Source organism: Niveispirillum sp. FG148, assembly GCF_057809655.1.
Map to the genome: position 1 here is coordinate 63598 of NZ_JBMDKJ010000028.1, position 19240 is coordinate 82837.

Consider the following 19240-nt stretch of genomic DNA (forward strand, 5'->3'; position numbering starts at 1 on the left):
AATTCAGAATTTATCTATTTCATATATCAACAGCGGGCGGCTATGGTGACACCGTCGATGCGGGCTGCGGCCCGCGCCCCCTTTCACCCTACTCCGGGATCAAGACATGTCTCTCGTGAACACCAAGGTTAAGCCCTTCAAGGCACAGGCTTTCAAGAACGGCAAGTTCATCGAGGTCACCGAGGCCGACATCGCCGGCAAGTGGTCGGTCTTCTTCTTCTATCCGGCCGACTTCACCTTCGTCTGCCCGACCGAGCTGGGCGACGTCGCCGATCATTATGAAGAGCTGCAGAAGCTGGGCGTCGAAGTGTACTCCGTGTCCACCGACACGCACTTCACCCACAAGGCCTGGCACGACGCGTCCGAGACCATCGCCAAGATCAAGTATGTCATGATCGGCGACCCGACCCACGAGATCTCGACGAATTTCGAGGTTCTGCGTCCGGGCCAGGGCCTGGCCGACCGCGGCACCTTCATTGTCGATCCCGATGGCGTCATCCAGGCCGCGGAAGTCACGGCCGAGGGTATCGGCCGCGACGCGTCGGACCTGCTGCGCAAGATCAAGGCCGCCCAGTATGTCGCTTCCCATCCGGGCGAGGTTTGCCCGGCCAAGTGGCAGGAAGGTGCGAAGACCCTGGCCCCGTCGCTGGACCTGGTCGGCAAGATCTAAGTTCAAAGATCTGCGTTTGAAGTACCGGAGCCGCCGCCTCCCCCGCGGCGGCTCCACCCCTCCCCTGACAAATCCCCCTTTTAAAAATCCATCGCATCGCCCCCCGCCCGTCGCTGGCGGGAAAGCCTGAGCTTTGCCTGGTTACCGGAGAGTCCGCATGCTTGATAATGCCATGAAGAGCCAGCTCAAGGCCTATCTTGAGCGGCTTGTCCGTCCCGTCGAGATCAAGGCTTCGGTGGATGACAGCCCGGCTTCCCGGGAAATGCTGGAACTGCTGGCCGACATCGCCGCCCAGTCCGACAAGGTCAGCGTAATCGAGATCCGCGGGGCCCAGGAAGCGCGTGTCCCCTCCTTCGCGCTGACCTCCCCTGGCCATGCCATCGACCTGCGTTTCGCCGGTCTGCCCATGGGGCATGAATTCACCTCGCTGGTGCTGGCCCTTTTGCAGGTCGGCGGCTATCCGCCCAAGATCGAACAGGCGCTGATCGACCAGATCAAGGCGCTGGACGGCGACTTCACCTTCGAGACCTATTTCTCCCAGTCCTGCCAGAACTGCCCGGATGTGGTGCAGGCCCTGAACCTGATGGCCGTGCTGAACCCGCGCATCCGCCACGTCGCCATCGACGGCGCCGGCTTCCAAGCCGAGGTCGAGACGCGGCAGGTCATGTCCGTCCCCACCATCTACATGAATGGCGCCGTCTTCGGCTCCGGCCGCATGGGGGTGGAGGAGATTGTCGCCAAGCTGGATACCGGTGCCGCCAACCGCGAGGCCAAGCGCCTGAACGAGCAAGCCCCCTATGACGTGCTGGTCGTGGGCGGTGGCCCGGCCGGTGCCGCCGCCGCCATCTATGCCGCCCGCAAGGGTGTGCGCACCGGGGTCGCGGCCGAACGGTTCGGTGGCCAGGTGCTGGACACGATGGAAATCGCCAATTTCGTGTCCGTTCCCCATACGGAGGGGCCGAAACTGGCGACCGCCCTGGAAACCCATGTCCGCGACTATGAAGTGGACATCATGAATCTTCAGCGGGCGACGAAGCTGGTGCCCGGCGACGGTCTGATCGCGGTTGAACTGGCCAATGGCGCCACCCTGCGGTCGAAGTCCGTGATCCTGTCCACCGGTGCGCGCTGGCGCAAGATGGGCGTGCCGGGGGAGGAGACCTACATGGCCAAGGGCGTGGCCTTCTGCCCGCACTGCGACGGCCCGCTGTTCAAGGGCAAGCGCGTGGCCGTGATCGGCGGCGGCAATTCCGGCGTGGAAGCGGCCATCGACCTGGCCGGCATCGTCGCCCATGTCACCCTGCTGGAATTCGACAGCAAGCTGCGGGCCGACGATGTGTTGCAGCGCAAGCTCTATTCCCTGCCCAACGTCAAGGTCATCCTGGCGGCCCGCACGACGGAGGTGACCGGCGACGGCGCCCGGGTCAACGGCCTGAATTACGAGGATCGCAGCAGCGGCCAGATCAACCATGTCGATCTGGAAGGCATCTTCGTGCAGATCGGCCTGCTTCCCAACACCGAATGGCTGAAAGGTTCCGTCGAACTGTCGCCGCGGGGTGAGGTGCTGGTGAACGACCGGGGTGAAACCTCCCTGCCCGGCGTGTTCGCGGCGGGCGACTGCACCACGGTGCCGTACAAGCAGATCATCATCGCGATGGGCGAAGGGGCCAAGGCGTCGCTGGCCGCCTTCGACCATCTGATCCGCACTTCTGCCCCGGCGGCGGCGTGATATGGTGCGGGACGGCGGCTCCAAACCCGGAACGCCGTCCCCGCCACCCGGACGCATGATGACCCTGCGCGAGCTTCAATATCTTGTGGCCCTGGCGACCCACCGGAATTTCCGGCGGGCCGCCGACGCCTGTCTGGTCAGCCAACCCACACTTTCCACCCAGATCAGCAAGCTGGAGGATGAGTTGGGCGTGCAGTTGCTGGAACGCGGCCCCCGCAAGGTGATGCTGACGCCCGCCGGCGAGGACGCCGTGGAGCGCGCTCAGCGCATCCTGCGCGAGGTGGAGGAGATGAAGGACGCCGCCCGCCATGCGGGCACGGTGGAAACCGGCACCCTGCGCCTGGGCATCTTCCCCACGCTGGGCCCCTATCTGCTGCCCTATATCGTGCCCTTGCTGCGCGACCGCTATCCGCAGTTGAAGCTGCTGCTGTTCGAGGAAAAGAGCGAGATCCTGCTGTCACGCCTGGACAAGGGCTCGCTGGACGCAGCCTTCCTGGCCCTGCCCATCAAGGATGACCATCTGAACAGCGACCTGTTGTTCAAGGAACCGTTCCTGATGGCCGTGCCCGCCGACCATCCGCTGGCCGGCCAGGACAAGGTCAGCCTGGACGATCTGCGCGCCCACACGCTGATGCTGCTGGAGGAAGGCCATTGCCTGCGCAACCAGGCGCTGGAGGTGTGCCAGTTGTCCGGCGCGCAGGAAACGTCCGAATTCCGCGCCACCAGCCTGGAAACCCTGCGCCAGATGGTCATTGCCGGCATGGGCGCCACCCTGCTGCCGGCCCTGTCGATCAGCGCTGACGCGCCCACACCCGACAATATGCGCCTGCTGCGCTTCGCCGATCCGCAGCCCAGCCGCGACATCGGCCTGGTCTGGCGCCGCACTTCGCCCATGGGCTTCCTGTTCAAGCAGATTTCCGAAATGTGCCGGCAGGCCATGAAGAAGGAAAAGCGGCTGGCGAAGGGGTGAAGCCCTCAGTGATCCACCTCGCCAGCCCCGTGCTTCTGGGCCACGGACAACTGCGCCGCCACGTCAGCGATCAACCCACGCAGCCAGCGATGGGCCGGATCGTGGCGGTAGCGCACATGCCACGCCATCTCCACAGGGAACGTTCCCAGATTCACCGGGGCCGGCAGCACCTTCAGCCTTGGATCATGGGCCAGCCGCCGGCAGATCAGCCGCGGCAAGGTCGCGCAATAGTCTGTCACCGCCACCATTTCGCCGACCGCGAAGAAATTGGTGACGGAAATGGCGACATCGCGCTTCAGCCCCTGCTGCGCCAGGGCCTGGAACAGCCCCGCCCGCAGGCGGCCCGGCGGCATGACATTGACATGGCGCATCCCTTCGAACTGTTCGCGCGTCAGCACGTCGCCCACCGTCGGGTGATCGGCCCGGACGATGCAGTCCAGCCCTTCATCCATCAGGTGCTGGACGACCAGATTATCCGGCGGGTCGGTGATGCGGCCCAGAACCATGGCCGTCGTCCCCGACACCACACCTGTTTCCACCAGATCATTGCCATAGGGCGTCAGCCGCAGCTTGATCCCCGGTGCCACCTCTGCCAGCCGGGCCACGATGGCCGGCACCAGCACGAATTCGACATAGCCGTTGGGCGCGATGGTGAACAGATGGTCAGCGCGGGTCGCATCGAAATCCTGCTGACCCAGCACGGCATCGTCAATCCGGGCCAGCGCATCGGCAATGACCGGCGCCAGTTCCAGCGCGATGGGCGTGGGCTGGATGCCATAGCGTTCCCGGATGAACAGCGGGTCCTGCAGCATGATCCGCAACCGCGCCAGCGCGTTGGACAGGGCCGGCTGCGTGATACCCAGCCGTTCCGCCGCGCGGGTGACGCTGCGTTCCTCCATCAGGGCGATGAAGATGGGCAACAGGTTCAGGTCGTACCGCATAAGACCACCCGGTCGTGAAGGACAACCGCCCGATGACAGCGCCCGGCCCTGACGGAGCTAAGTTATAGTGTAATCTATATATCTATAATTCAAGAGATAAAGTTCTGGAATAACTGGAACGGGCCTATCAATTGGGTGTCCCCAGCGGGACGCCAACCGCAACTGATGGAGGCCCACCATGGCCAAGGGTAAAGTGCTCGTCATCGGCTCCAACGCCACCCGGATCGAAATCCGCGGCGGTGGCTGGGCCCCGACCGGTCAGTATCTGAATGAAACCGTCGTGCCGGCCATGGCCGTGATCGCCGCCGGCTATGATATCGTGCTGGCCACGCCTGATGGTACCAAGCCGCATATCGACCCGGCTTCGGATACGCCGGTCCATTTCGACAATGACGAGGCGGATTACCGCCGCGCCCGCGCCTTCTATGACACCGACCCGGCGATGAACCAGGTGCGCAGCCTGCGCCAAGTGATCGCGGAAGGGCTGGACGCCTATGCCGGCATCTTCGTCCCTGGCGGCCATGCGCCCATCGTCGACCTGATGCAGAATGCCGAACTGGGCGAGATCCTGCGTCATTTCCACAGCGCCGGAAAGCCGACGGCCCTGCTCTGCCACGGGCCCATCGCCGTGACCGCCGCCATGCCGCATGCCCGCGAATTCCGCGCGGCCCTGGTCGCCGGGACGCCGGAAAAGGCAGCGGAATGGGCCATGGGCTGGCAATATGCCGGTTACCGCATGACGGTTTTCTCCGCCACGGAGGAGAAACTGGCGGAAGAGTATATGCTGCACGGGCATCTGCATTTCACGATGCCCTTCGCCCTGACTGTTGCCGGCGGCGTCGTCAGCACCGGCAGCATTGATTTCGACCCGCATGTGGTGATCGACCGCGAACTGATTACCGGGCAGAACCCGCGGTCGGACCATGCCGTCGCCAAGGCGCTTGTTGCGGCGCTTGACCGCGCGCAGGCCGCGGCATGAGCACACGGATGACCGGTGGGGCGCTGCGCGGGCGCCCACCCACCCTGCCCCTGAAAGGAATCAGAACCATGAGCAACACTGTGAAGATCGTCGCCCTGCTAACCGCGAAGCCTGGCCAGGAAACGGCGCTGCAGGCTCTGCTGGACGGCATGCTGGCCCCCAGCCGAGCCGAACCCGGCAATCTGCGCTATGACATCTGGCAAGATCAGGCCGACCCGGCTCGCTTCGTCCTGGACGAGCTCTACACCGGCATGGACGCCATCGCGTCCCACCGCCAGACGGTCCATTTCCAGGATTACCTGGCCCGCATCGGCGATCTGGCCGACCGCACGGCTCTGGTGCTGAACCCCGTCCAGGTCGGCTGACCGCCGGCCGCCTCAGCGTTCCCCCACGCAGATCAGAGGAGTTTCCCCCATGGCACTCAAGGATATCCTGCCCGGCACGCTGGGCTTCGGCGCCGCCCCCCTGGGCAACATGTTCCGCGACATTCCGGAGGCCGAGGCGCTGGGCACCGTGGAAGCGGCCTGGAATGACGGCATCCGCTATTTCGACAATGCCCCCTTCTACGGCGCCGGCCTGGCGGAGATTCGCATGGGCCAAGCGCTGGCCGGGCGCCCGCGCGATGAATATGTCATCAGCACCAAGGTCGGCCGAATCGTCCTGGACGAGGTCGAGGACAGCGCCCGCGACAATGGCGAAAAAGGCGACGTGTTCCGCTATGGTCGCCCCAACAAGGTCATCAATGATTATTCCGCCGACGCCACGCTGCGCTCGATCGAGGACAGCCTGAAGCGGCTGAACACCGACCATATCGAGATCGCCTTCGTCCATGACGTGGCCCAGGATTTCTATGGCGATGAATGGCTGGGCATGTTCGAGACGGCGCGCAAGGGCGCGTTTCGGGCGCTGGATCGGTTGCGCGACGAAGGCGTGATCAAGGCCTGGGGTCTGGGCGTGAACCGGGTGGAGCCGATCGAACTGCTGCTGGACCTGGAAGGGCCGCGGCCCGACGGTTTCCTGCTGGCGGGGCGCTATACGCTGCTGGACCATGACCGCGCCTTGCAGCGGGTGATGCCGATGGTGGCTGCCCGGGGCCTGGGCATCGTCGTCGGCGGGCCCTACAGCTCCGGCGCGCTGGTCGGCGGACCGAACTTCGAATATGCGCCGGCCACGCCGGCCATCCTGGGCAAGGTGGCCCGGATCAAGGCCATTGCCGACAGGTATGGCATCAGCATGAAGGCCGCCGGCCTGCAGTTCGCGCTGGCCAACCCGGCCGTCGCCGCCGTCATCCCGGGGGCCAGCCGGCCCGGCCGCATCGCGGAGGACCGTGCGGCGCTGGCGGAGATCATCCCGACCGATTTCTGGCGCGAACTTCAGGCGGCGAAGCTGGTCAATCCGGCGGCTCCCCTGCCCGTGTAAAACCAATTCCCGATGGGCCGGTCTCATCGGGAATTGGTACGGCGGTGACTGCGGCCACGCAGTACATGCGGCGTTGTTGAGCTGTCGAATGGCGACGCTGGCCATCAAACCGGGATGGGATTGTCGATCAGGTCGGCGTTGAAGACGTTGATCAGCGCATGCTCATTCGGACCCGGATTGGCCCGGATGGGGCGGATGGCCTCAACAATCACTTCCGGATCATCGCTTTCCAGCCCGGCCATGGTTTCCGCGATGAAGGCGGCCAGCGGCATGGCGCGTGGGTCGCCGCTTTTCTTGATCAGGTCGGTATCGACCCAGGGCGGGGCGATTTCCTGCACCCGGACATTGGTGTCACGCAGCATGAAGCGCTGCGACAGCGCATAAGAATGCAACGCCGCCTTGGACGCGGAATAGACCGCCGTGACGGCCAGGGGCAGATAGGCCAGCACGGAGGTGTTGTGGATGATGGTCGCCCGCGGCTGGGCCTTCAGATGGTCGATCAGGGCGGCGGTCAACCGGATCGGTCCCAGCAGATTGGTGTCGATGATCCGCCGGCTGACGGCATCGTCCATGACCCCGGCCGCATTGTCGAAGGGCATGATGCCGGCATTGTTGATCAGCGCATTCAGCGTCGGATAACGGCTGATCAGGTCGCGGGCCGCTTGCTCGATACTGGCGGGGTCGGCCACGTCGAATTCGATAGCATCCATGCCGGGATGGGCAGCGGTGATGTCCTCCAGCAGCGCCTTGCGCCGGCCGCCGATAATCACCTTGTTGCCACGGGCATGGAACGCTTCCGCCAGGCCCCGGCCGATGCCGGACGTGCCGCCCGTGATGAAGATGGTGTTGCCGGTGATCTGCATGATAACGGGTCCTTTTGTGCGGCGCCGCCATCCCGCTGGATCGACCCGGCGCCCCTCGTCTCGATGAACCCATCATGGCGCGGCCCGCCCGCGTCTCAAATGACAACGAAACGTCAATTCAGGACATCACTGTCCGCACATTCTCCCGTCGGCAGGCATAGACGCAAAAAGGCCCGGTCGACATGACCGGGCCTTTGGCGAAACTCGACTTCTCGGGCTCAGCCTTGTCAGGCGAACCCACCGCTGCCGTCCGTCATTCCCACTCGATCGTGCCGGGCGGCTTGGACGTGATGTCGTAGGTCACGCGGTTGATGCCCCGCACCTCGTTGATGATGCGGGTGGCGACGCGGCCCAGGAAGCTGTGGTCGAACGGGTAATAGTCGGCCGTCATGCCATCGACCGAGGTCACGGCGCGCAGGGCGCAGGCATAATCATAGGTGCGGCCATCGCCCATCACGCCGACGGTGCGCACAGGCAGCAGCACGGCGAAGGCCTGCCAGATGGCGTCATAGAGGCCGGCATTGCGGATTTCCTCCAGATAGACGGCATCGGCCTTGCGCAGGATTTCCAGCTTCTCACGCGTGATCTCGCCCGGCACGCGGATGGCCAGGCCCGGACCCGGGAACGGGTGACGGCCGACGAAGCTGTGCGGCAGTCCCAACTCGCGGCCCAGCGCCCGCACCTCGTCCTTGAACAGTTCGCGCAGTGGTTCCACCAGCTTCAGCTTCATACGGTCGGGCAGGCCGCCGACATTATGGTGCGACTTGATGGTGACGCTGGGCCCGCCCGTGAAGGACACGGACTCGATGACGTCGGGGTACAGCGTGCCCTGGGCCAGGAACTCCGCCCCGCCGATCTTCGCGGCCTCGCCATCGAACACCTCGATGAACAGACGGCCGATGATCTTGCGCTTCTGTTCGGGGTCGGACACGCCTTCCAACTGGCCCAGGAACAGGTCGGACGCATCCACATGCACCAACGGGATGTTGTAATGGTCACGGAACAGGGTGACGACCTGTTCGGCCTCGCCCGTGCGCATCAGGCCGGTATCGACGAAGATGCAGGTCAGTTGGGCGCCGATCGCCTCATGGATCAACACGGCGGCGACGGAGCTGTCGACCCCGCCCGACAGGCCGCAGATGACCTTGGCGGAACCGACCTGGTCGCGGATGCGGGCCACAGCCTCTGCCCGGAAGGCGGCCATGGTCCAGTCGCCCTTCAGGCCCGCGACCTTGAACAGGAAATTGCGGATCAGGGCGTCGCCATGCGGGGTATGCACCACTTCCGGGTGGAACTGCACGGCATAGAAACGGCGGGTATCGTCGGCGATGATGGCATAGGGCGCACCTTCCGACGTGGCGACGATGCGGAAGCCCTCGGGCAGCTTCGTCACGCGGTCGCCATGGCTCATCCACACCTGCTCGCGGGCGCCGATGCTCCACACGCCTTCGAACAGGGCGCAGTCATCCTTGACATCGACATAGGCGCGGCCGAATTCGCGGGTGTCGCCCGGCTCCACCTTGCCGCCCAACTGCTCGCACATGGTCTGCTGGCCATAGCAGATGCCGAAGACCGGCACGCCCAGGGTCCAGACCACATCATTGGCGCGGGGGGAACCTTCCTCCGTCACGCTGGCGGGGCCACCGGACAGGATGACGGCCTTGGGCGCGAAGGCCTGGATGCGGGCGGCATCGGCGCTGTAGGGGATGATCTCACAATAGATGCCGGCTTCGCGCACACGGCGCGCGATCAGCTGCGTCACCTGCGATCCGAAATCCAGGATCAGGACGCGGTCGGGATGGGCGGCGGGAGCGGTGGAAGCGGCGGCGGCCATGGCGCATTATCCTGCGGGCTGGGGCGGAGAATGCGCCGCAACCTAACCAACCGGACCCCAAGGGACAAGGCGCACATAAGCAGGTCTGCCCCCAGTTCAGACCGGACCGGAACGGACAGGCGGCGGACGCAAATCGTCGACAATCATCGTCAGGGTGGACAGAAGGCTGTCAGCCACAAAACGCAGGAACGGTGACCGGTCACCCTGGTCTGCCATCGCCAGGGCCGACAGATATTCGCGCCGCCGATCCATGGCGATGACTGCGGGCGGCAGGCCGGCCCGCATCAGAATCAGGTTCATCAACAGCCGGGCACCCCGGCCATTGCCATCATCGAACGGATGGATGCGCACGAATTCATGATGCGCCAGGGCAGCGGCCACAACGACCGGGGGCTCGCCCCCCTCCTCCGCCCGCGCGATGGCGGCGCAAAGCCGGTCGATGGCGGCCGGCACCTGTACCGGATCGACATAATGATGGATGCTACCATCCAGACGCAGCACATGGTTGGGGGCGGACTTGTAGGTGCCGGCCCGCGTCGGCTTGGCAACCCGGCGTCCCTGTTCATCCACGCCGGTTACATAGTCCACGCCTTTCAGCAGCAGCGCGTTCAGGTCCTTCAACAGGCCCGCCGTTACCGGCCGTCGCTGCGCCACCACATCGCCCAGGTAATCGATGGCGTCGGCATGGTTGCGCGCGTCCAGAAAGTCCTTCAGCGGCTTGCCTTCGACCGTCAATCCCTCCCGCAGGAAGAAGGCCGTGTCGGCACGCGACAGCGAACTGCCTTCAATGGCGTTGCTGTCGGCGGTCCAGAAGATGCGCAGCTTGTCCTGAATGGTAGGCCAGAGGTCGGGACGTGCCCGCCGCAGGTCGGCCGCCTCCGTCGCCAGCGCCGCCACGCGGGACAAAAGGGAGGCCATATCCAGCGCGATGGTCACGTCAACGAAGGGGTCTGGGACGGCGTCAGGGGTCATGGAAGCATGATACCGTCAGATGCCGCAAACCGCCACGCCGCCCTTACTCCTTCGTGGTCAGCACCGAATAGGTGATGGGATGGCTGGTCGTCAGGGTCGGGCCTTCCTTCACCAGGGCCTTGTCGTTGGGCACATTCACGCGGCCGCGATCATCGGCCTTCAGCACGCGCGCACCCTTGGGCCCAGCGATGGTGACGGTGCAGTCCGTACCGCAGAACAGGCGCAGGGTCTTGGCCGACGGCACCAGGAAGGAGGCCATGCCCGCCTCCTTCGAAATCACCTGATCGAATTGGTCGAAGGCGGCCTTCACGTCGGCATAGGCAATCTGCGTGGCCCCGTCGGGGAGCTTCATGCCGATCTGCGCCTTCATGCGATAGGTCTTGGGCGCCTGGTTGACGGTGACGCTGACATTGGCGGCCACCCAGTCGGGCCGATAGGGCAGATCGACCGCGCCTGCCGCGTCGATGGCGAACGGCACCGGTCCCTCACCCGTGGCGGCCACCATGCTGGGCGGCTGGGCCAGCGGCACCTTGTCATCCTCGGGCAGGATGGACAGGCGCAGGGTCAGCCGGTCGTGACCCTGGCCATAGAAGCGCGCCAATTGATCGAAAAATTCCTTATAAGGAACGGTGTGTGTTCCCGGCGCCGCTGCGGCCGGCAGGGCCAGGACGGCCAGAACAGGGATCGTCATCCACAGTGCGCGCATCATCATACCTCAGCCCAGGGGGTTGAACGGCTGCACTTCGACCCGGCCACCCTCGGCCACCAGGAAGCTGCCCTCCGCCACCTCGTTCCAGTGGCTGGCATCCTCGTCCAGCGGTTCGGACAGGACCATGACGGCATCGTCCCCCTCCTCCAGGCACAGACGCCCCTCGCGGCAGCCATCGACATGCCCCTTTGTCCAGTAAAGCGTCGGCGACTTGCCGTCACATGACCAGCGCACGGCGTAAAGCCGGCGACCGTCGCTGCAGGCAGCTGTCATGCGGAACGGTTCCTTCACCCCTTCCCGCCGCATCTTGCCAACGATCTGTGACACGGTGGCGGCAAAGGCGGCGGCCGGGTCCTCCATCAGCCCATTGCCCAGGGCCAGATAGAAAAAGGCCTCGCTATCGGTGGAGCCCTCACGGTGGCGATAGAGATCCTTGCGGATCATGCCCTCCACATCCTGGCGGACCAGGGGCCAGCCGCCGATCTGTCCATTATGCATGAACAGCCAGTCGCCATAGCGGAACGGATGGCAGTTCAGGCGCGACGTGGCCGTGCCTGTCGACGCCCGCACATGCGCGAAGAACAAGGGCGAGCGGATCTGTTCGGCCAGCGAGCGCAGATTGGCATCCGACCAGGCCGGCATCGTGTCGCGATAAAGGCCGGGCTTGGCCAGATCGCCGTACCAGCCCAGGCCGAATCCATCGCCATTGGTGGGTGCCACGCTGCGCTGGGCCGACAGCGACTGCCGGATCAGCGAATTGCTGGGCTGAAACAGCAACGTATCCATGGCGACGGGAACACCGGCATAGGCCAACCAACGGCACATCTGAACGCTTCCTGAAAATCACACTGCCCTACTGTTAAACAGGGCGCTGTGGCGGAACAAGGGCAATCCGGCGGCAAATTTGAACATTGTTCGCAGCGACAGCACTGTCCCCACGGATCAAACGGCCCCCTGCGACGTTAACCTCGCAGGGCCGCCACCCGGCCGCCCCGACAGGCGATGGAGAAATTCATGAACATGGACAATGTGAAGGGCAAGCTGAACGAGGCCAAGGGTGCCCTGAAGAAGGGTGTGGGACAGGCCACCGACGATCCGGCGCTGGTGGCCGAGGGCACCCTGGATCAGGCCAAGGGCAAGGCCCAGCAGGTGAAGGGCCACATCAAGGATGCGGTACGCGACGCCACGCGCTGATCGCCTGCCCTGTTGCTGGTGACGGCCCGCCCCATCCCCTGGTGGTGCCGGCCGTTATCCCCTCGCTTCCATGTCATTGCCGACTGCCACACCGTTGTAGGCTGCAACGGTCGCGGCGTTTACAGGGCGGGGGGGCGGGGGTATGGTGCGCCCGCCTTTGTGAAGGTTTGGCGACGTCGTCCGCGGCGGCGCCTGTCACCCTTTTCTCCACCAAAGACGGGCAGCACGACCATGAAGCTGATCGCCGGGAACAGCAATCAGCCTTTGGCTGAAGCCATTTCGCATTGCCTTGAAGTTCCGCTGACCAAGGCGACCATCCGTCGCTTCGCGGACAACGAGATTTTCGTCGAGATCAACGAGAATGTGCGCGGCGAGGATGTGTTCGTCATCCAGTCGACGTCCTTCCCGGCCAATGACCATCTGATGGAACTGCTGGTCACCATCGACGCGCTGCGTCGCGGTTCGGCCCGGCGCATCACGGCCGTGATCCCCTATTACGGCTATGCCCGCCAGGACCGCAAGACCGGCCCCCGCACGCCGATTTCGGCCAAACTGGTGGCCAATCTGGTCACCACGGCCGGCGCCAACCGCGTGCTGACCATGGATCTGCATGCCGGTCAGATTCAGGGCTTCTTCGACATCCCCGTCGATAATCTGGTGGCCGGCGGCGAATTCACGAAGGACGTGAAGGAGCATATGCGCGGCGGCAACCTGATGATCGTGTCGCCGGACGTGGGCGGCGTGGTCCGTGCCCGCGCCATTGCCAGCCGCCTGGAAGCCGATCTGGCCATCATCGACAAGCGCCGCGAACGTGCCGGCGTGTCGGAGGTGATGAATGTCATCGGTGACGTGTCGGGCCGCGACTGCATCCTGATCGACGATATCGTCGACAGCGCCGGCACGCTGTGCAACGCCGCGTCGGCCCTGAAGGCCCGCGGCGCCACGTCGGTCCGCGCCTATGTCACCCATGGCGTGCTGTCCGGCGGGGCCGTCGCCCGCGTGGCCGCCTCGCCCCTGGACGAACTGGTCATCACCGACAGCATCGTGGCGACGGAAGCCGTGCGCAATGCCCGCAACATCCGTCAGCGTTCGATCGCCCGCCTGATGGCCGATGCGATCGAGCGGATCAGCAACGAACGCTCGGTGTCCAGCCTGTTCGACTGATCAAGGATTTGACCCGTGTCGAGTGGCGTTCGGTTATCCGAAGGCCACTCGACCGCGCCTTCACTGCAAAGCCGACCCATGGGCACGGGGTTCAGCTCCTCAAGCATTTTGTCATATACATTCCGGGATGAATTCACCAGGCGATGGACATTCATGCGGCTTGGCAGCAAGATCATTGCTTGAATGAAGGAGGGGTTTAATGCCTGACATCCGTAAGCTGAGTCTCTCCCCGACTGACGAATCCGAGTTGCGGCAGGAAGAGATCAAACGCCTCCGTCAGTCGTGGGATGACGGCAAAGCCAGCGGAAAGCCCGTGCCCATGGATTTCGACAGGCTGCGACAGGAAGCCCAGCAGCGTCTGAATGAAGTACGGGCGGCGAGCGGGCATGCCGGTTGAGGTGGTTTGGTATCCACAGGCCCGGACGGACCTGCTGGACATTTACGTGGTCATTGGCATTGAAAATCCAGCGGCGGCAGAGCGCATCTACGATGCGCTGGAAATGCGCACCTATCTGCTGGCCCAGCATCCCCGGCTTGGCCCCCGGCGTCCGGACATTGGGGCGAGTACGCGAACACTGGTCGAGGGGCCGTATCTCATTCTCTATGAAACCCATCCGGATACAGACGAAGGCGCGGTCCGTCAGGTTGCCATCGTTCGGGTCATCGACGGTCGGCGGAATCTGGACCAGATATTATAGGCCTGTCATGTCCTGCTGGAGCGTATTTCCGGTGACCGGAAACACGCTCCAGCTTTCAATTCCTCAAGCGCCGGCGCCGCATCCGCGGCTTGGCTTCACGCGGGCATGGGCCCGCGCGGCGGCGGTCGCCGCCGGAGCGGTTTTCCGGTCATAAGGAAAACCGCTCTAAACCCTGGCCCCGGCACAGATCGTCGCAATCCGTTACAAAGCCGTTACACCCCAACACGTTGACTTGTAACGCTTTGCGTCCCCACACTGCCCGCCATTGTTTCAATGGCAACAACGGAGCGGGGGCTATGGCACGGACGCGGGCCGGAAGCTTGATGGTGGCGGGGCTGGCCTTGATGCTGGCTGGCTGCGCCACGGGCCAGACGGCGAACCAGTCGAAAGACAAGGATGGCGACGACAAGCCGAAACTGGTGCGCGGGCTGGACCCCGCCGCCGATCGGGACCCGTTCCCCAGCCGGTACCAGGCCCCGCCCAGCGGTCTGGTCGCCCTGACGGGCGCCACCGTGCTGACCGGCACGGGCCAGCGCATCGAGAATGGCACCATCATCATCCGCGACGGCAAGATCGAGGCGGTGGGGGCCGCCCTGCCCGTCCCGGCCGGTGCGACCATCGTGGACGCGGCCGGCCGCTGGATCACGCCGGGCGTCATCGACATGCACTCCCATCTGGGCGTCTACCCCTCCCCCGGCGTGCGGGCGCATGCGGACGGGAACGAGATCACCGACGCCAACACGGCGCAGGTCTGGGCCGAACATTCGCTCTGGCCCCAGGACCCGGGGTTTGAGCGGGCCTTGGCCGGCGGCGTCACCAGCCTTCAGATCCTTCCCGGCTCGGCCAACCTGTTCGGCGGGCGCAGCGTCACGGTCAAGAACGTGCCCGCCCGCAACGCCATGGAGATGAAGTTCCCCGGCGCGCCCTATGGCCTGAAGATGGCTTGTGGTGAGAACCCCAAGCGCGTCTATGGCGACAAGGGCCGCGCCCCCGGCAGCCGCATGGCCAATGTGGCGGGCTATCGCAAGGCCTGGATCGAGGCTGCCGATTACCGCCGCAAATGGGACGCCTATTACGACAAGCAGAAGAAGGGCGGTGGCGGCGACGACAAGGGCCCCGGCGACCCGCCCAAGCGCGACCTGCAACTGGACACGCTGGCCGGCGTCCTGTCAGGCGACATCCTGGTGCAGAACCATTGCTATCGCGCCGACGAGATGTCGGTGATGCTGGATGTGGCCAAGGAGTTCGGCTACCACGTTGCCGCCTTCCACCACGCCACCGAAGCCTACAAGATCCCCGATCTGCTGAAGGCGGGCGACACCTGCATCGCCACCTGGGCCCATTGGTGGGGCTTCAAGATGGAGGCGTATGACGGGGTGCCGGCCAATGCCGCCATCGTGCATCGCGCCGGCGCCTGCGCCGTCATCCATTCCGACAATGAGACGCTGATCCAGCATCTGAACAAGGAAGCCGCCCAGGCCATGGCTGAGGGCAATTATCTGGGCCTCGCCATCAAGGAGGAAGAGGCCATCGAATGGATCACCCGCAATCCGGCCAAGGCCATCGGCGTGCTGGACAAGACCGGCACGCTGGAGCCCGGCAAGATGGCCGATGTGGTGGTCTGGAACGGCAATCCGTTCAGCATCTACACGCTGGCCGATCTGGTCTTCATCGATGGTGTGCTGCGCCATGACCGCGCCGCCCCGCCCGCCCTGCCCCGGTCCGATTTCGAACTGGGCCAGTCGGGTGCGGAAGTGTTCAAGAATACGGGGGTGAAGTGATGCGCGCGCTGAAGCAGATCCTTCTGGGCACGGCACTGGCCGCCCTGACCATCACCGCCGCCCAAGCCGAAACCATCGCCATTGAGGGCGCCACCCTGATGACGGGCACAGGCCCCGCGCTGGCCAACGCCACTATCATCATCAAGGACGGCATCGTCACCGCCGCCGCGCCCGGTGCCGCGGTGCCCGCCGGGGCGATGCTGTTGGATGGCAAGGGCAAGGTGGTGACGCCGGGCCTGTTCGTCTCCTCCTCCGATATCGGGATCGAGGAGGTGGGGGCGGTGCCCCAGGCCAATGACAGCAATGCCGGCAATCCGGCCTACAGCGTGTCCTACGACCCGTCCTATGCCGTCAATCCGGCCAGCAGCCTGATCCCGCTGGCCCGTGCCAGCGGGATCACGCGGGCCGTGATCATGCCGGCGGCAGCGTTCGGCGATGGTGATGCCCATGCCGATGATGGCGGCACGGCCGGCCATGCCGAAGACCCGCTGTTCCAGGGTCAGCCCGCCATCATCCATCTGGGCACGGCCCCGGACATCGTGGTGCGCCCCCGCATCGGCGTGGCCCTGCCCTTTGGTGAAAGTGCCGCCAAGAATGCCGGCGGCAGCCGCAGCCTGTCCGTCGCCATCCTGAAGAACGCCCTGGAGGATGCGCGCCACTACGCCGCCAACAAGGCCGCCTTCAACCAGGGCGCCACGCGCGATTACAGCCTGTCGCGGCAGGACCTGGAGGCGCTGGTCCCCGTGGCGCGTGGCGAGGCGCCCCTGTTCCTGGCCGTATCGCGCGCCGCCGACATCCGCCTGGCCCTGAAACTGGCCAAAGAGGAAAAGCTGCGCCTGGTGCTGCTGGGGGCGGAGGAAGGCTGGATGGTGGCCGGGGAGATCGCGGCGGCCGGCGTGCCCGTCGTGCTGAAGCCCACCACCAACCTGCCCGGCCGGTTCGAGACGCAGCGGGCACGGCTGGACAATGCCGCGCTGTTGGACAAGGCCGGGGTGACCGTGATCATCACCACCACGGCCGACGGCCATTATGCCGGTCAGGTGCGGTTTGAGGCGGGCACGGCCGTGGCCTATGGCCTGCCCAAGGACAAGGCCCTGGCCGCCATCACCAGCCGCCCCGCCGCCCTGTTCGGCGACAAGGGCGCCGGCACCATCGCGGTGGGCAAGCCCGCCGATCTGGTCCTGTGGGGCGGCGACCCGCTGGAACCGACGGTGCTGGCCGAAAAGGTGTTCATCAACGGTACCGAACAATCCCTCCAGACCCGCGCGCGGGCGCTTGAGGAACGGTATGTGAGGCGGTGACGCATGGGGGGCACGTCAAGCACGGCGCGCCCCCTACCCCGCCCGACCCCGCTCCAACTCCCGCAGATCCCGCCCCTTCGTCTCCCGCCCCAGCCAGGCGACCAGCAGCAGGCCGCCGACCGTGGGCACGGCGATCATCGCCGCCGCCACGCCAAAGCCCGGCACGGCACCGGCCACCGACAGGCCCTGCGCCATCAGGCCGCCCAGCTTGCTGCACCCCGCCACCCACCCCGTGGCCCGCGCCCGCACGCGCAACGGATAATTCTCCGCCGTATAGGGCAGCAGGATGGAGATGACGCCGGACGAGCCGACAATGACGAAGGTCAGGGCGAAGACCGGGTCGCCCCCGGCGCTGCGCAGCAGGAACAGCACCAGGCCTGCGGCCATCAGCCCCATCATCAGCACCAGGGAATATTTGGAACTCCAACGGGCATAAAGCCAGGTGGCCACGGCCACGACGGGGATGGAGATCAGGGTGGATTTGGCGATCAACCCGCTGGCCGCCGCCACGCTCAACCCTTCTTCCACCAGCGTGGCCGGCAGCCAGAGCAGCAGCCCGAAATTCACCAGCCCCCAGGCCAGCGCGCCCAGCGTCAGGGCCGCCGTCAACCCCAGCAGCTTGCCCTGCACGGGCGGCAGATGCCCATGGTCGGCAGCAGCATCCGCTTCCTCCTCCGTCACCTTGTGCGAGACCGCGCCGAACCGGGCCAGCATGGCCCGCGCTTCCGCCCCGCGCCCCATCTGTTGCAGGAACCGGGCACTTTCGGGCAGAAGCGGGCTCATCATCACCAGCAGCAGGCCCGTGGGCAGGTTCAGGAACCACATGATGCGCCAGCTATAGACGGGCTGCAGCAGTTCGGACAGGAAGCTGGCCGCGAAATAGCCGCCCACGGCCCCGATCCCGCCGATCAGCACCAGCATCCAGCCGCGATGGCGCGTCGGCATGATCTCCGCCAGCAGCGCATAGGCAACCGGCAGCATGCCGCCGGCCCCCGCCCCCATCAACAGGCACATGAACACGTTCCACCAGAAATCCGGCATGGCCCCGCAGATGGACGTGCCGATAAAGACGATGGAGGACAACAGGATGGCCGCCCGCCGCCCATAGATGTCGGCCAGCGCCCCCCAGACGAAGGAGCCGATGACGGTGCCGGTCAAGGCGGCCAGCGGCAGCCAGGCCACCATGGCCTTGCCCACCTGATATTCGGCGCGCATGCCGGGCGTGACAAAGCCCAGGCTGGCCGGCTTCATGATGTCGATGATCAGGGCCAGCGCCAGCAGCATCGCCATCCCCCAATGCGCCCGCGTCAGCGGCGCATCTTCCGGCGGGGCGATGGTTTCGATGATGCGTTCATGCTGCGGCGGCTGTCCGGGCAGCAGGCCGAAGGCGGCAAAGCCGATGCCGACCACGATCAGGGCCATGCCCCAATACATTTCCGCATCCATGGGCATGCCGACCAGGACATAGCCCATGTCGGCCCCCATCAGATACATGGGCACATGCAGAACCACGCCTGCCGTGACGATGACGCAGCCGAACCAGAAGGCCAACGCATTGCGCCGCCCGCCGATGCTGGTGATGGCATTGTCTGACACTCAATCCCCCCGTGACCGGTCGCGCGGTTGGCCCGGCGTTTGGCCCTGTCTTGTGCCGGTATAGGGCAGGTTGGGTGCGGGGTGGAAGGGGGAATGGGGGAGCGTTGCGATGGGGCCGGAAGCGGACGGGCGGGTTTCTTTGCGCTCTGAGGGAGAAATCTGGACATTCCCAACCGGCCCGGCGGTTTACCTCGGACACAACTGCTCACCTTGTGATCAGTCTTGGATGATCCCGACCTTGATGCCGGATACGTTCAACGCATCGCGCAACGACTTGGCGTCCTCTTCAGACGCCCCAATTGGAAGGAGGAAAGACACCTGGGTTCGGCCTTGGTCAAACCCAGACAGGCCAGTCGCTTCCGACAGTTCTAGAGCGTCGCGCTGTAAGTCGGAATCTGGGATTCCCTTTTGGTGCTGGATGTG

The 19240-nt window shown here is 65.2% G+C and carries 20 protein-coding genes; 12 read left to right on the forward strand and 8 right to left on the reverse strand.

The genetic code is table 11. The annotated features are described in order from the left end of the window. Positions 1–106: 106 nt before the first annotated feature. The 3 genes from ahpC (at position 107) to oxyR (ending at position 3366) form a co-directional block, all read left to right on the forward strand. On the forward strand, positions 107–670 hold the full coding sequence (ahpC, locus tag ACODTW_RS22565; protein ID WP_488948353.1) for an alkyl hydroperoxide reductase subunit C: 564 nt from the start codon (positions 107–109) through the stop codon (positions 668–670). A gap of 157 nt (positions 671–827) precedes the next feature. After that, a complete protein-coding gene (gene ahpF, locus ACODTW_RS22570) occupies positions 828–2396 on the forward strand; it encodes an alkyl hydroperoxide reductase subunit F (protein ID WP_488948355.1) in 1569 nt (522 codons plus the stop codon). Positions 2397–2451: 55 nt separating this feature from the next. Continuing rightward, the gene (oxyR, locus tag ACODTW_RS22575; protein ID WP_488948357.1) at positions 2452–3366 is read left to right on the forward strand and encodes a DNA-binding transcriptional regulator OxyR; all 915 of its coding nucleotides are present in this window, start codon (positions 2452–2454) and stop codon (positions 3364–3366) included. A 5-nt stretch (positions 3367–3371) separates the two neighbouring features. Here oxyR and ACODTW_RS22580 read toward each other — a convergent pair whose 3' ends face one another. Next, positions 3372–4307: a LysR family transcriptional regulator gene (locus ACODTW_RS22580; RefSeq protein ID WP_488948358.1), complete on the reverse strand. Its 936-nt coding sequence runs from the start codon at positions 4305–4307 to the stop codon at positions 3372–3374. Positions 4308–4485: 178 nt separating this feature from the next. Between ACODTW_RS22580 and ACODTW_RS22585 the strand changes: the two genes are divergently transcribed. From ACODTW_RS22585 to ACODTW_RS22595, 3 genes are all read left to right on the forward strand, one after another. Beyond that, entirely contained in the window at positions 4486–5286 is an 801-nt protein-coding gene (locus ACODTW_RS22585) for a type 1 glutamine amidotransferase domain-containing protein (RefSeq protein ID WP_488948359.1), read from the forward strand. 68 nt (positions 5287–5354) lie between these two features. Continuing rightward, positions 5355–5651 carry a putative quinol monooxygenase gene (locus ACODTW_RS22590; RefSeq protein ID WP_488948360.1) on the forward strand — a complete coding sequence of 99 codons (297 nt, stop codon included), beginning with the start codon at positions 5355–5357 and terminating at the stop codon, positions 5649–5651. Positions 5652–5700: 49 nt separating this feature from the next. Beyond that, a complete protein-coding gene (locus ACODTW_RS22595) occupies positions 5701–6705 on the forward strand; it encodes an aldo/keto reductase (protein WP_488948361.1) in 1005 nt (334 codons plus the stop codon). Positions 6706–6809: 104 nt separating this feature from the next. On the opposite strand, the gene ACODTW_RS22600 is transcribed toward ACODTW_RS22595, so the two are convergent. From ACODTW_RS22600 to ACODTW_RS22620, 5 genes are all read right to left on the reverse strand, one after another. Further along, a complete protein-coding gene (locus tag ACODTW_RS22600; RefSeq protein ID WP_488948362.1) occupies positions 6810–7568 on the reverse strand; it encodes an SDR family oxidoreductase in 759 nt (252 codons plus the stop codon). A gap of 253 nt (positions 7569–7821) precedes the next feature. Then, the gene (gene guaA, locus ACODTW_RS22605) at positions 7822–9402 is read right to left on the reverse strand and encodes a glutamine-hydrolyzing GMP synthase (protein ID WP_488948363.1); all 1581 of its coding nucleotides are present in this window, start codon (positions 9400–9402) and stop codon (positions 7822–7824) included. Between the two features lie 96 nt (positions 9403–9498). After that, the gene (locus ACODTW_RS22610; RefSeq protein WP_488948364.1) at positions 9499–10374 is read right to left on the reverse strand and encodes a Fic family protein; all 876 of its coding nucleotides are present in this window, start codon (positions 10372–10374) and stop codon (positions 9499–9501) included. A gap of 43 nt (positions 10375–10417) precedes the next feature. Further along, positions 10418–11086, reverse strand: coding sequence for a DUF2987 domain-containing protein (locus ACODTW_RS22615; RefSeq protein WP_488948365.1), 669 nt, complete (start codon positions 11084–11086; stop codon positions 10418–10420). A gap of 3 nt (positions 11087–11089) precedes the next feature. Further along, the gene (locus ACODTW_RS22620; protein ID WP_488948367.1) at positions 11090–11908 is read right to left on the reverse strand and encodes a class II glutamine amidotransferase; all 819 of its coding nucleotides are present in this window, start codon (positions 11906–11908) and stop codon (positions 11090–11092) included. Positions 11909–12097: 189 nt separating this feature from the next. On the opposite strand from ACODTW_RS22620, the gene ACODTW_RS22625 reads away from it, so the two are divergent. The 6 genes from ACODTW_RS22625 to ACODTW_RS22650 all read left to right on the forward strand — a co-directional run bounded on the left by ACODTW_RS22625 (position 12098) and on the right by ACODTW_RS22650 (position 17221). Next, on the forward strand, positions 12098–12277 hold the full coding sequence (locus tag ACODTW_RS22625; RefSeq protein WP_488948368.1) for a CsbD family protein: 180 nt from the start codon (positions 12098–12100) through the stop codon (positions 12275–12277). 231 nt (positions 12278–12508) lie between these two features. Next, positions 12509–13441, forward strand: coding sequence for a ribose-phosphate pyrophosphokinase (locus tag ACODTW_RS22630; protein WP_488948369.1), 933 nt, complete (start codon positions 12509–12511; stop codon positions 13439–13441). Positions 13442–13640: 199 nt separating this feature from the next. Further along, a complete protein-coding gene (locus ACODTW_RS22635) occupies positions 13641–13838 on the forward strand; it encodes a hypothetical protein (protein ID WP_488948370.1) in 198 nt (65 codons plus the stop codon). Further along, positions 13804–14139 carry a type II toxin-antitoxin system RelE/ParE family toxin gene (locus ACODTW_RS22640; protein ID WP_488948371.1) on the forward strand — a complete coding sequence of 112 codons (336 nt, stop codon included), beginning with the start codon at positions 13804–13806 and terminating at the stop codon, positions 14137–14139. Before ACODTW_RS22635 ends, ACODTW_RS22640 begins: the two co-directional genes overlap by 35 nt. A 296-nt stretch (positions 14140–14435) precedes the next feature. Next, on the forward strand, positions 14436–15920 hold the full coding sequence (locus ACODTW_RS22645; RefSeq protein ID WP_488948372.1) for an amidohydrolase: 1485 nt from the start codon (positions 14436–14438) through the stop codon (positions 15918–15920). Further along, positions 15920–17221, forward strand: a complete 1302-nt coding sequence (locus ACODTW_RS22650; RefSeq protein WP_488948373.1) for an amidohydrolase family protein — start codon at positions 15920–15922, stop codon at positions 17219–17221. Before ACODTW_RS22645 ends, ACODTW_RS22650 begins: the two co-directional genes overlap by 1 nt. Before the next feature lie 33 nt (positions 17222–17254). On the opposite strand, the gene ACODTW_RS22655 is transcribed toward ACODTW_RS22650, so the two are convergent. After that, on the reverse strand, positions 17255–18817 hold the full coding sequence (locus tag ACODTW_RS22655) for an MFS transporter (RefSeq protein WP_488948374.1): 1563 nt from the start codon (positions 18815–18817) through the stop codon (positions 17255–17257). A gap of 216 nt (positions 18818–19033) precedes the next feature. After that, positions 19034–19240: hypothetical protein (locus ACODTW_RS22660; protein WP_488948375.1), on the reverse strand; the 207-nt coding region annotated here is incomplete at its 5' end.

Excerpts from the sequence above, each read along its gene's own strand:
- ahpC (WP_488948353.1), top strand. The coding sequence starts at position 107 with ATGTCTCTCGTGAACACCAAGGTTAAGCCCTTCAAGGCACAGGCTTTC.
- ahpF (WP_488948355.1), top strand. The coding sequence starts at position 828 with ATGCTTGATAATGCCATGAAGAGCCAGCTCAAGGCCTATCTTGAGCGG.
- oxyR (WP_488948357.1), top strand. The coding sequence starts at position 2,452 with ATGATGACCCTGCGCGAGCTTCAATATCTTGTGGCCCTGGCGACCCAC.
- ACODTW_RS22580 (WP_488948358.1), bottom strand. The coding sequence starts at position 4,307 with ATGCGGTACGACCTGAACCTGTTGCCCATCTTCATCGCCCTGATGGAG.
- ACODTW_RS22585 (WP_488948359.1), top strand. The coding sequence starts at position 4,486 with ATGGCCAAGGGTAAAGTGCTCGTCATCGGCTCCAACGCCACCCGGATC.
- ACODTW_RS22590 (WP_488948360.1), top strand. The coding sequence starts at position 5,355 with ATGAGCAACACTGTGAAGATCGTCGCCCTGCTAACCGCGAAGCCTGGC.
- ACODTW_RS22595 (WP_488948361.1), top strand. The coding sequence starts at position 5,701 with ATGGCACTCAAGGATATCCTGCCCGGCACGCTGGGCTTCGGCGCCGCC.
- ACODTW_RS22600 (WP_488948362.1), bottom strand. The coding sequence starts at position 7,568 with ATGCAGATCACCGGCAACACCATCTTCATCACGGGCGGCACGTCCGGC.
- guaA (WP_488948363.1), bottom strand. The coding sequence starts at position 9,402 with ATGGCCGCCGCCGCTTCCACCGCTCCCGCCGCCCATCCCGACCGCGTC.
- ACODTW_RS22610 (WP_488948364.1), bottom strand. The coding sequence starts at position 10,374 with ATGACCCCTGACGCCGTCCCAGACCCCTTCGTTGACGTGACCATCGCG.
- ACODTW_RS22615 (WP_488948365.1), bottom strand. The coding sequence starts at position 11,086 with ATGATGATGCGCGCACTGTGGATGACGATCCCTGTTCTGGCCGTCCTG.
- ACODTW_RS22620 (WP_488948367.1), bottom strand. The coding sequence starts at position 11,908 with ATGTGCCGTTGGTTGGCCTATGCCGGTGTTCCCGTCGCCATGGATACG.
- ACODTW_RS22625 (WP_488948368.1), top strand. The coding sequence starts at position 12,098 with ATGAACATGGACAATGTGAAGGGCAAGCTGAACGAGGCCAAGGGTGCC.
- ACODTW_RS22630 (WP_488948369.1), top strand. The coding sequence starts at position 12,509 with ATGAAGCTGATCGCCGGGAACAGCAATCAGCCTTTGGCTGAAGCCATT.
- ACODTW_RS22635 (WP_488948370.1), top strand. The coding sequence starts at position 13,641 with ATGCCTGACATCCGTAAGCTGAGTCTCTCCCCGACTGACGAATCCGAG.
- ACODTW_RS22640 (WP_488948371.1), top strand. The coding sequence starts at position 13,804 with ATGAAGTACGGGCGGCGAGCGGGCATGCCGGTTGAGGTGGTTTGGTAT.
- ACODTW_RS22645 (WP_488948372.1), top strand. The coding sequence starts at position 14,436 with ATGGCACGGACGCGGGCCGGAAGCTTGATGGTGGCGGGGCTGGCCTTG.
- ACODTW_RS22650 (WP_488948373.1), top strand. The coding sequence starts at position 15,920 with ATGCGCGCGCTGAAGCAGATCCTTCTGGGCACGGCACTGGCCGCCCTG.